This is a genomic window from Sunxiuqinia sp. (assembly GCF_055140945.1).
The window spans coordinates 44,235-55,157 of record NZ_JBSQYS010000033.1; the positions used below are offsets into that span (position 1 = coordinate 44,235).

The following is a 10,923-nucleotide window of genomic DNA, read 5'->3' on the forward strand; positions in this document are numbered from 1 at the left end:
AACATGGGAAATTCAGAAATACTACTGTATCAAACCGAAGACGGACAAACAAAGATTGATGTCCGGCTGGAAGAAGAAACGGTTTGGCTCAACCAAAAACAAATGGTTGAATTGTTTCAGACCACTAAACAAAATATTAGCCTGCATATTCGAAACATTTTCAAAGAAGGAGAATTGGTTGAAAATTCAGTTGTCAAGGATTACTTGACAACTGCCGCAGACGGTAAAGACTATTCAACAAACTATTACAACCTTGATGTAATTATTTCGGTTGGTTACCGTGTAAAGTCGCACCGTGGAACTCAATTTCGTATTTGGGCAACAACACAGCTTCGTGAATATTTGATAAAAGGTTTTGTGCTAAACGATGAACGATTAAAAGAAACCGGGCATACCAACACATATTTTGATGAACTGCTGGAAAGAATCCGGGACATTCGCAGTTCGGAGAAAATTTTCTATGCCAAAATCAAAGATATTTATACAACCGCGATCGATTATGACCCGACAACAGAGGAAAGCCAGTTGTTTTTTAAGTCGGTGCAAAACAAAATGCATTGGGCAATTCATGGACACACTGCATCGGAAATAATCTACAAACGAATAGATTCAGAAAAACAAAACATGGGGTTAACGACATGGAAAAATGCGCCTCATGGGAAAATTAGGAAAACCGATGTTTCGATTGCAAAAAACTACTTGGCTGAAGATGAATTAAAAGACCTGAATTTAATCGTTGACCAGTACCTTTCGTTTGCCGAATTGCAAGCAAGGAACCGGAAACCAATGTACATGAAAGACTGGATTAGTAAACTCAACGATTTCATGACATTGAACGACAAAGAGATATTGGAACACGCAGGGACAATTTCGGCAAAGATGGCAAAAGAACTGGCAGAATCGGAATATGAAAAATACCGCAAAAGCCGAATTGAAATTGAAGATGTGCAGCAAATGAAGGAACTTGAAGAGGGACTCAAAAAATTGGAAAACAAAAAGAAAAAAAAGTGAGGGGTGAGCTGGCAGCCGTTTGCAACGAGAATCATCAAAGTATGGAGTACGCTTCTGCCCTGGCACAGCTCACAGTATCGCATGAGTTCACCGCTGTTTCAAAAATGGGTATGGCTTTCGGGTTTTCCCCCGGCTCATCGGAATATGCACTAAAGCAGGCGGCTTGCGGCTGGTGCGGATATGTCATCCGCACCTTATTAACGCCGGATTTTCAATCCGCATGGGAGTGGGAACGTTCATTGATATAATATGGAGCCGGTTGCACGCCTGGCTTGGGACAGCCGCAAAGCCTAATGATGAACGCCCCACTATCTTAATGGTAGGCGGGCTCATTGCCTAATGGTAGAGGGCCTACCAGCCTAATGGTAGAGAGTCTACCTGCCTGATGGTAGGGAGTCTACCAGGCCTAATGATAGGTGAGCAATCGATCCGGTACAGCTCACAAAACAGCTTGGGTTTACTTCTGTTTTTAAAATGGATTGGCTTTCCGGGTTTTTCCGAAAGAGGTCTGGCAATGACCTGGCTCCCTATGGTACTATGGAGCCTCGGGTATAGACCGACGAAGGATCAACGAAGGATCAAGCCTTGGTTTTTTGGAGAATTGATCCGGCCCGGCAATTTCGTTCGTTCGCATATAATCCTGTTTATCCACTCATCCAGCAAATCATGGTTCAGACTTTTTGACCTTTCCCAAAGTTCGAAACTTTGGAAAAGTTTACCAGCTATGGCCTCTTTGGTACCTTCTGGCAGCTACCGGCCTCCCTGCCCGGCCTTTTTCACGGGTGCCGGAATGACGCAAGATAAAACGGTCGAAATTGTGCCAGCTTGGTATTTCGGTGTCATTGTGCCACAATAAATGGGAGAGGGGAGGTTGCCCGGCTTGTTTTATCACTGGCAAGTCGGCATAACTGGTTGGAACGTTTAGATTTATATAACAAGAGCCGGATGACGGAAGACTTTCAAGTCCGGCCTGCCCGGTGAACCCGATGTTGTTTCACCGGGTGAATGAGAGGCTTAGGGTGAAACTCCCTTTGCCTACTCGACGACCAACTGTCAGCAACAAATTAATAGGTTACTGACATAGGGTTGTCACTATGTTGATTTAGATTTATAGGAAAGTGAATTTTAAAAAGTAGAAAATGGAAAAAATCAATTTAAGAGGACTGTCAACCATTAGCTTTTATGCAAATGACCTTGAAGGAGCTAAAAAATGGTATAGTGAAATGTTAGGGTTAGAGCCGTATTTTAATGTTCCAGGATATGCAGAGTTTCGCCTTGGAGACTATCAACATGAACTTGGAATTATAGATGGTAAGTATGCTCCTAAAAACGCTTCAAAGGAGATTGGAGGAGCTATTGCATATTGGCACGTTGATAATTTACAAGAAACCCTTGACTTATTGGTTTCAAAAGGAGCAAAACTATACGAACCAATTACGGACAGAAGTGGAGGTAAAATGGCATTCGTTACAGCTTCGGTTGTCGACCCTTTTGGTAATGTTCTGGGTATAATGACAAATAAGCATTACTTAGAAATTTTGAACCAAAAAAAATCTGAATAATGGAAGTGAAAGATTGAAAACCTGCAGTCTATTTTAAAACAAGAAAAGAGTGGCGAAACTGGCTGAGTAGAAATTGTGAAACGGAAAAACCCGCTCTTCCAGATATGCACACAGTAGGCGGGCGCCGGAATGACGCTAAATAAAACGGTCAAAATTGTGCCAGCTTGGTATTTCGGTGTCATTTTGCCACAATAAATGGCGGCGGTGCGATTCGCTGGTCATATGGGTCGGTGTGGAATATCTTCAGAGAAGTTAAAAAACTTATACCGGGAAGTTCAGAAAGATAAGCTGAGAAGTGTGGAACACATATACCGGGAAGAGTTTAAAAAAATACGGAGAAGTTTTCGAATAAATACGGGTAAGTTTCATCGGCATCCGGCAAACCACGTCTTGTTTCCTATAAAACGCAGTCGCTCTTTCAAAGTTTCTCTAAAATGTTCTGAGAACTTTGAGTGATTTGGGAGATGGAGAGGCCTTTCGATCTTTGTTTACCTTGATTTCTAACTATACCGGATTGAAATAGTAATCGGGCAGAGTGACGCACGGCCCCTCAAAATATCGCAAAAAGTTGTAGCGGAATCAACCAGCCACAGCTTGCGTTTATTTATTCTCGTTCTTAGGTGGAGTGGTTTTAACGGCAAATTATTGCTTGTCGTTATTAATTTTCATATCTTTTCTATCGTTTTCACAGACGTATCAGCAAAAAGCACAGTTGGTTCGCCAATGGTGTTACAAACACTCCATTCAAGTTGAATGACCTGCCGGGGACTCAGGTATAAGAAGACAGAAGATGGAATTTGATATTGCGACAAAGCCATTCTTGCCTGTCAATTAGAAGTCGTTCTCATTTGCTTTTCAGGAGTGAATGAATACTTTACCGGTTCAGTATCTGGTATAGACCTTTAAGCCAAAAGCCCGCATAAACAAGCCAATCATCGTTACAGAAAACGGTAACGCACATGGTTCCATGAAATCAGATTAAAGGGACTTGAGTGCCGGGTATCCGCAAATTCACAGCATGAAGACATTCTGACATCAGCTCGTCAGAAAAATCCAGTGTGCCTTCTTGTTTTCTTCTGCCAAAGCCCGGCTCATGCTTATTGACAACTAAATCAAAGAAACAGTCAACATTTAAAAATCAGTTATGATTATTACTATGCAAGGCAACTGGACGGTTGCCGTCAAATCAAAAAGCGCTGCTTTTCCGCATCAGTTTGTCATCGCGGGAGCAGTATTTGGAAATGGTGTTTACCCCGGCACAACCGGCACGTCCGTATTCGTGGTCGGCAGCCAGTGGACCATTGCCATACAAAATAATCCCGGATCGGGATTTCAGCTCTCTGAAACGCAACTTAAGTTTCCCCAGCAGATTGGTGGGAACTATGTCTTCGATATTTATTCAAACGATGCCGGTGCGGACAGCGATTTCAACGACCTCATCCTGTCTTGTTCGGCACCCAGAACCATCAATGATTTCATTCTTTACGGAAGTGTTTCGAAGTACAACTGCCGCTGCGTTTTTAATCCTTGCCGGCCGTTGGTGGTGATTGAAAGCTGGCCGTCGTTGGTGGAAGCGCTGAAAAATCCCAAACTGAAAGAGATCATAAAAAAGCTGTACCCTGAAAGGATCCCCGATGAGCTGGTCGACCCCAATCCGCCGGATTCTGTACTTTTCAAACCGATTGTCATTGATTTGCACAATGAAATGACGCAGCCGAACACCGTCCTGACCTACCAGCGGAATGAAAATGCGGCGCGTTTAGCCGACACGAAAGAAAAAGTGAAAGCGAAAAAAGCGGAAGAATCGCCCTTGGTCGTGTCCAATTTCAACCTGATTTCGACAGAAAAAAGCCGGTCGTTTGCGGCCCAAAACGTGTTGGCCTACGACCGGGTGGCTGTGGCATCGGCGCTCGACCACCTGATCTTTCCCTGCAAAAAGTCGCCGCTGACCAATTACACGCTCACGTTTGAAGAGTACGACCGGACAGCCGCCGAACTGGCTGGCGGGGCCTACACGGGCACCGGACACCGCCGTCTTTTGGGCGACACGATTACCGACATGTTCGGCAACTACATTTTCAGGTTCCACTTCGATATGACCTTCCCCGGAATCGAGGATTCCACAGATATCGCTGCCGGAGAAGATATCAATGTGGTGGCCTATCCCGATGTGATCGTCAAAATTACGGCCAATTCACCCCTAAATGTGTTGTACGAAAGCGCACCCTACTTTAACATTCCGAACCTCAGGCGCATCAACCTGTGTATTCCCGATTGCAACCTGCCCGAAAATTCGGCCTGTTTTAACGGGAACCTGGTCGGGAGTTTGGGCAATGTCTTTATCGGCGGAAACCAAAACAGTTCGGCCTCGTTTGCAGCATCGGCGCTGAACCGCCACGGGTATAATAATTTCCTCGACAATGATGGAAAAATCACCGTGCACAGTTCGCTGGCCGGCTTTAATGTGGAATGCGCGGCCTGGGGCGGTACCATCGACATGAAAGGCTGCATGTACGACGTGAGCAAAACACCGGCGCAGAACAAGATCAAGTGGTACACCATCCGCATCAGGCGGGCGGGGACGAGTGGTTGGGAATTTGTCAGCCAGAACTACAAACATCCGCGTTTTTCGAAACGTCACCTGCCCAACTACACCGGCGATGATGTTGGCTCATTCCCGCAGATGTTGAAGGTTGACGGGGGCAGTGCCATCGAAGTTCCGGCCTACAAAAACATCCAGCGCGAAATTCATGTGGATGGCATCGACTGGGAATTTTCGAATTCAGATCGGTACATGCGGCTCAACACCCACCTGTATGACCTGCTGAGCGGGGTGCGTACGCCCGGAACTTTTTATGTGCGGGTGGATGGATACGATTCAGCCGGAAACTTGGTGCCCAATGGCACAGACATGGTCGCTTTGTACATCCACAACCTCGAACTCGAGTTCCAGATGACCGGACCGGTTTTGGCCGATCCTTCCATTGTGAAAGTGCCCTGCGGCCTATACCGTTTAACTGAAGCCCAGGAAAACACGCCCATGGAGCTGACCTTTAGAGCCAATGATCCTTACGGGTTTGTGGACTATTTCACTTTGACCACCGGCAGGTGCCCCGGCGGAACTATCGGGCTGGATGTTGAACCCAACCCGCCATTGTCAGACTTGTCAGCTGGTGATACTGTCCTCTCGGCAGGCAGTGCATCGGCCAACACGCATGCCGCAGGATGCCCGGGTTACACCGGCACCCTTCAGGAATTTGCTTCGGGCGGACTGATTGCCGTGGCCTTAACGCCGGCCGATGCAACCGAAGGCTGGATCAAGACTGGCGAATATTACACGGTTTACTCCTTCGCACTCCGGGCCCGGAAACGGGTGACCAACGGGTACAACAGCGGAGTAAGCGGCGAATACCAGCGAAATTCGAGCATCGCATTGGAACGTTACACTCCATGATCTCAGTAAATTTCGTCGGGTTCATCCTCTGCATGCTGGCCGTGTGGCGGCTTTTACACCTCCTGTCGCAGGAAGATGGCCCCTTCGGCCTTGTTTTTAAATTCAGAAAACTTTTCGGGCAGGGTTTCTTCGGAAACCTGCTCGATTGTTTCTATTGTTTAAGTATTTGGATGGCCATCCCTTTCGCATTTATCCTTTGCGATGAATGGCCCGAAGGAATTATCACCTGGCTGGCCCTTTCGGGAGGCGCATCCATACTATTCAAACTAACAGATAAAAGTACTTAATATGAGTTGTTGCGGAAGCAAGCGGTCGGGCTGGAAAGAAAGCCTGGCCCGGGAAAAGGAACTTCGCCCGGAACAGGAAGAAGATCCACGTATCAAAATGCAAAAAACCAAGTGGTTTCAATATGTTGGAAGCGGGGAACTGATGGTTACCGGAAACGTCACAGGGAAAAAATATCATTTTAAAATGAAAGGTGAAACGCTGGAAGTGGCTTACCTGGATTCGTTTGCGTTGATGGCGGAGAACGATCTGAAGTCAGGGCTTCACCCGGAGTGAATTCCTGACTAACGACAGCCTCGGCTAACAGAATACCTGTTATGTGTCATCAGCTCTTGGGATATATGGGGGCTTTGGTGGCTGGTGCCGGTTGAAAGCCTAATACGGAGGGTCTCCTCACCCCAACTTATGCGGTGTGTCGTCTCTCCCTTGTGTAAGCAGTCGGCCTGGCAAAGGGTACAAAATCGGGTACGTTTCATCTTGGTTTTGATTTTCCGAAAGGTGTCGGGCAATGACCTGACTCCCCATGGAGCCCTGAGTATAGATGAGCGGTAGATCAGCGGATGATCACCGAAGGATCAAGCCTTGGTTTTTTGGCGAATTGATCCGGCCCGGTAATTTTGTTCATTCGCGAATAATCCTGTTCATCCAACCCATCCCGCAAATCCTGGTTCAGACTTTTAAGCTTTCCCAAAGTTCGAAACTTTGGGAAAGCATACCGGCTACAGCCCATTTGGGATCCTCAGTACCCGAACGCATCACGCCTGCGCGCTGAGCATGTAGTGAGCAGGTGACTTCGAGTCACCCGCTCACTGGCAGCCTTTCAGCCCGCAGATTCCGGCCTGCACCGCAATGACGCTAGATAAAACGGTCGAAGTTGTGCCAGCCTGGTATTTCGGTGTCATTGTGCCACAATAAATGGAAGCGGGGAGGTTCATTAATAATATGGTCTCGGTTGTAGGCCTGGCTTGGGGCAGCCGCAAAGCCTCGTTTCGAACGGCTCCTCATCCTAAAGTAAGTAAACATACGGTTACAGTTATTGCTCAGCGGTGCGCGGGCCGTCAAAACTGGTCCCGGCAAAGGTCGGGATCACCCGGACGAGGGATCGTTTGACACCCCGCTCCTCAGGATCTGTCGAAAGCTGTTAGCGGCTGGTGCGGATATGTCATCCGCACCTTATTAACGCAGGATTTTCAATCCGAATGGAAGAAGGGAGGTTTGCTGGTTGAATAGCTCATTATTTATCCAATATCAGCTACTACAGGTTACGGGCATACACCTATCCATTTCAGGATAATTCCGACCTAAACCATTCGTTTATTAAAGAAATTAGTTTCGAAGGCATTATCGAACTCTATGTATTTGACCGCCGTTTGCGATTATTGGTTTTCAATGCCATCGAGAAAATAGAAATTGCCTTGCGCACGAAAATTGTATATGAATTTTCGCTAACCAAAGGCAGCCATTGGCACGAAGATGCTAATATGTATCGCAACAATTATTTTTTCAATAAAAACATTAATTCGCTTTACGAAGAGGTTGACCGTTCGTCAGAAACATTTATCGAACATGATAAACACCTATTCAACTCCTGCGTATCCTCCGGCATGGATGAGTCTCGAAGTAATTACAATGGGCTTGTTAAGTAAGCTTTATGGAAATCTCAAGAAAGGAAATGAGAAGAAAAAGGTTGCCAAAGAATTTGGGCTGCCTAATCCTTTAATACTTGAAAGCTGGATGCATGCCTTTGCCGGTTTACGCAATATATGTGCGCACCATAGCCGCTTATGGAACCGACGTTTTACAATTGTTCCACAATTGCCATACAATACAGCAAATACATTCATTCAAAATACAACTATTTACGATAATAAACTTTATGCCCAACTTTGTTGCATGAATTATATTACCCGCATTATCAGCCCTGATAGCAGTTTTGTTCCCGATTTAAAAAAGCTAATGGAAGCATGTAACTTGGTAGATTGTAAAGAAATGGGCTTCCCCGATGATTGGAAAGATGAAGTTATTTGGCAATAATATATTTATTGAAAAAAACTAGTGAGTGAAGCAGAACCCCCTGCTCATCGGAATATGCACTAAAGCAGGCGGTTTGCGGCTGGACCGCCCCGAAATTTCGGGGTGCCATCCGGTCCTTGTTAACAGGAGATTTTCAATCCGAATGGGAGTGGAAACGTTCATTAGCAAGTTCCCGAGCTGGTTGGGATATGTCGAAGGCTGGCGGCGGCTGGCCGGAATTTGCAATTCCGGCCTCTTAACCGGGGATTTTTAATCACCGCAACCTACTCCGGTGGCTTGAGCGGTGTGCTCAAGCTTCTGGAGCAGTGTGCTCAAACACCTTGAGCAGTGCACTCAAGCCTCTTGAGTAAGGCTCTCAAGCACCTTGAGCAGCGAGCTCTTAACTTTAGAAACAGTACTCTTATGCAAGCTGTTTTCGGTAATCACGAATCATTTAAATTTTATTTCTAAATTTAACAGCAGCTTATCTGAATAATGGATAAAATAGGAAAACATTAGCTGGCCAATTAGTTGAATTCAGAAAATTAAATATGAACATTTCAGAACTATTAAATGAGTATTGACAAAAGCTATTTACAAAAATTTAAAAGTATATTGATAATCCTTTTTTTTAGAACTAAAAAAAGTGTAGGGTTAAAATTAAGTATCATTCCTACAATAAGTGCTTTAGGATTAACAATCTTCTATGCTAACCAATTTGTTGAAAGTAAAAACCTATTAATTTTAGTCAGAGCTTTATCTTCGGTAACACTAACCCTACTCATATTAGTTTATCTCGTAGCCTACTTGATTGTAATTTCAATAAGAAAATCAGGGATTAACAAATCATATTTAAAACTATTAAAGAATGGTGACATTTCATTGCTAAGTTTACTGAAAATTGCACCAACTAGTAGTAAAGGCATTTATTATCTTGACAAGCCGCATAAAGGAAATGATTATTACGAGTTTGCAGAAACTGAAAATTTAGGAAGTATTTCTGGAAAATTAAATTACGAAGCTTTCAAGAATAGCCCTTGGCAAGATTCTGAGATTGATAAGATTAACAGAAATGCAAAGCATGCGTGCAAAAATAAAAGATGTATTCTACTATTAAAAGATAAAGAGCAAAATTATATAGGTTTTACTCATATCATTCCTGTAAATCAAAATATTTGGAATGAATATTTAAATGGTCACATTTCTGATAATGATTTCTCTTCAGAAAATATTGTACCTACTCAAAAAACGTATAAGGACGATTATGCCCACGGAATTATTGTATTTTCTATTGCATTGCTTTCTGATAATAAGATACAGGATTTTCCAAATAGATTAGAGTTTTTATTTAAAGCGATTCACTTTCACTTATTTGAAATAGCAGAACAAGAATTTAGTAATAATAGATACATGAATGTTTTAATACAAACGGGAGAAAGAAAGCTTTCAAGGTTGTGCAAAAGTAGTTATCTTAAAAAACATAATATATTGTCAAAAGATAAATGTGAAATGTATTTAGGTAAAATAAAATTGAAATAACTGAACACTTAGCCTCTAATCAAGCGTTGCTTGCATACGCTTTGCATTGGAGGGTATGTTGAACTAAACATTGCCTGCTTGCAACCACCTGCCGATTAGTTGTTTGAGTATAGTGTTTTCAATCCGTTTTTTGGGATTCCCCCGATGCGTATTTTTCGGGTTTCCGTGATGCGAAGGTTGGTTCTAGGCCGAAGAAACCCGGTATACGTTGGAGTAACCCAGCACGTTTTGCAGTGTTTCTGATAAAAGGCACTCATCTTTAAACATCGGTCCTTTGATTATGGACACAGCTTTCCCGTTTACGCCTTTGGCGCATCAATTTAAATCTTACAATGACAGGCATTATCACATTCCTGACAATACATTGACGGGCGGCGCGCGCTCTTTGGGATAGGTTTCCGGGCTACCCCTTGTCTTAGCGAAGCGGTGAAGGGGTGAGCTGGCAGTCGTTTGCAACGACAATCATTAAAGTATGCTGTAAGCATTCGCCCTGGCACAGCTCACAAAACAGCATGAGTTCACTGCTTTTTTAAAAAGGGTTGGCTTTCCGGGTTTTCCGAAAGAAGCCTGGCAATCTGGTATACCTGCCGACATATATTTACACACGTGCGGGAGTAAATCTTTAGAGGCACGTACGTAAACTTTCATAAGTATGAAAATAAAATTTTGCACCGTGAAAGCAGTACTTACAGTGTGTGAAAATTTCATTACACACGTGCGTAGATTTGGCTGCGGACGTAGAGATCCTTTAATTACCTTTTGTTGTTATGCTTTTTGATGGAAGATTGTATTATTATAAATTTGCAGTTGGTCGGATGTAAAGCTTGATGAAAAAAGATAAAATATATATCGTTGGTTCGGGAGCAATTGGAAAAGCATTGGCTGTTTTTCTAAAACTTGAAAACAAAGACGTTATTCTTGTTCGGGGGAGCGTTGATCATGTACCTGCTAAAGAAATACTGATAACAGTAACCAATCAGGATAATCAGAAATTTCAACAAAGAATAATGACAACCACTTTTAGTCATTTGACAAGTATTAATGGAATTGTGGTGATTG

Annotated in this window: 10 protein-coding genes and 1 pseudogene; 10 read left to right on the forward strand and 1 reads right to left on the reverse strand. The window is 43.8% G+C overall.

The window, feature by feature from the left end; translation table 11 throughout:
* The first annotated feature begins 3 nt into the window (after positions 1–3).
* The 7 genes from ACTB00_RS14710 to ACTB00_RS14740 all read left to right on the forward strand — a co-directional run bounded on the left by ACTB00_RS14710 (position 4) and on the right by ACTB00_RS14740 (position 6,588).
* On the forward strand, positions 4–1,011 hold the full coding sequence (locus ACTB00_RS14710) for a virulence RhuM family protein (protein WP_463300677.1): 1,008 nt from the start codon (positions 4–6) through the stop codon (positions 1,009–1,011).
* Between the two features lie 41 nt (positions 1,012–1,052).
* Positions 1,053–1,259: a hypothetical protein gene (locus ACTB00_RS14715; RefSeq protein ID WP_463300678.1), complete on the forward strand. Its 207-nt coding sequence runs from the start codon at positions 1,053–1,055 to the stop codon at positions 1,257–1,259.
* Between the two features lie 137 nt (positions 1,260–1,396).
* Complete coding sequence (locus ACTB00_RS14720) at positions 1,397–1,867, forward strand: hypothetical protein (RefSeq protein WP_463300679.1); 471 nt, start codon at positions 1,397–1,399, stop codon at positions 1,865–1,867.
* Between the two features lie 283 nt (positions 1,868–2,150).
* Positions 2,151–2,573, forward strand: coding sequence for a VOC family protein (locus ACTB00_RS14725; RefSeq protein WP_463300680.1), 423 nt, complete (start codon positions 2,151–2,153; stop codon positions 2,571–2,573).
* A 1,144-nt stretch (positions 2,574–3,717) separates the two neighbouring features.
* Positions 3,718–6,027 carry a hypothetical protein gene (locus ACTB00_RS14730; protein WP_463300681.1) on the forward strand — a complete coding sequence of 770 codons (2,310 nt, stop codon included), beginning with the start codon at positions 3,718–3,720 and terminating at the stop codon, positions 6,025–6,027.
* Positions 6,024–6,314, forward strand: coding sequence for a DUF1360 domain-containing protein (locus ACTB00_RS14735; RefSeq protein ID WP_463300682.1), 291 nt, complete (start codon positions 6,024–6,026; stop codon positions 6,312–6,314). The genes ACTB00_RS14730 and ACTB00_RS14735 overlap by 4 nt, the downstream gene beginning before the upstream one ends.
* Before the next feature lies 1 nt (position 6,315).
* Positions 6,316–6,588, forward strand: coding sequence for a hypothetical protein (locus tag ACTB00_RS14740; RefSeq protein ID WP_463300683.1), 273 nt, complete (start codon positions 6,316–6,318; stop codon positions 6,586–6,588).
* Positions 6,589–6,865: 277 nt separating this feature from the next.
* On the opposite strand, the gene ACTB00_RS14745 is transcribed toward ACTB00_RS14740, so the two are convergent.
* Positions 6,866–7,003 (reverse strand): hypothetical protein, encoded by a 138-nt coding sequence (locus ACTB00_RS14745; RefSeq protein WP_463300684.1) that lies wholly within the window; start codon positions 7,001–7,003, stop codon positions 6,866–6,868.
* 556 nt (positions 7,004–7,559) lie between these two features.
* On the opposite strand from ACTB00_RS14745, the pseudogene ACTB00_RS14750 reads away from it, so the two are divergent.
* The 3 genes and pseudogenes from ACTB00_RS14750 to ACTB00_RS14760 all read left to right on the forward strand — a co-directional run.
* A pseudogene (locus ACTB00_RS14750) lies at positions 7,560–8,346 on the forward strand (Abi family protein).
* A 552-nt stretch (positions 8,347–8,898) separates the two neighbouring features.
* Complete coding sequence (locus tag ACTB00_RS14755; protein WP_463300685.1) at positions 8,899–9,864, forward strand: nuclear hormone receptor DNA binding domain-containing protein; 966 nt, start codon at positions 8,899–8,901, stop codon at positions 9,862–9,864.
* Positions 9,865–10,691: 827 nt separating this feature from the next.
* On the forward strand, positions 10,692–10,923 hold a 232-nt coding region (locus ACTB00_RS14760), incomplete at its 3' end, for a 2-dehydropantoate 2-reductase N-terminal domain-containing protein (protein ID WP_463300686.1).

What these genes read in the sequence shown, in the direction of transcription:
- ACTB00_RS14710 (WP_463300677.1), top strand. Translation starts at nt 4, where the DNA reads ATGGGAAATTCAGAAATACTACTGTATCAAACCGAAGACGGACAAACA.
- ACTB00_RS14715 (WP_463300678.1), top strand. Translation starts at nt 1,053, where the DNA reads ATGGAGTACGCTTCTGCCCTGGCACAGCTCACAGTATCGCATGAGTTC.
- ACTB00_RS14720 (WP_463300679.1), top strand. Translation starts at nt 1,397, where the DNA reads ATGGTAGGGAGTCTACCAGGCCTAATGATAGGTGAGCAATCGATCCGG.
- ACTB00_RS14725 (WP_463300680.1), top strand. Translation starts at nt 2,151, where the DNA reads ATGGAAAAAATCAATTTAAGAGGACTGTCAACCATTAGCTTTTATGCA.
- ACTB00_RS14730 (WP_463300681.1), top strand. Translation starts at nt 3,718, where the DNA reads ATGATTATTACTATGCAAGGCAACTGGACGGTTGCCGTCAAATCAAAA.
- ACTB00_RS14735 (WP_463300682.1), top strand. Translation starts at nt 6,024, where the DNA reads ATGATCTCAGTAAATTTCGTCGGGTTCATCCTCTGCATGCTGGCCGTG.
- ACTB00_RS14740 (WP_463300683.1), top strand. Translation starts at nt 6,316, where the DNA reads ATGAGTTGTTGCGGAAGCAAGCGGTCGGGCTGGAAAGAAAGCCTGGCC.
- ACTB00_RS14755 (WP_463300685.1), top strand. Translation starts at nt 8,899, where the DNA reads ATGAGTATTGACAAAAGCTATTTACAAAAATTTAAAAGTATATTGATA.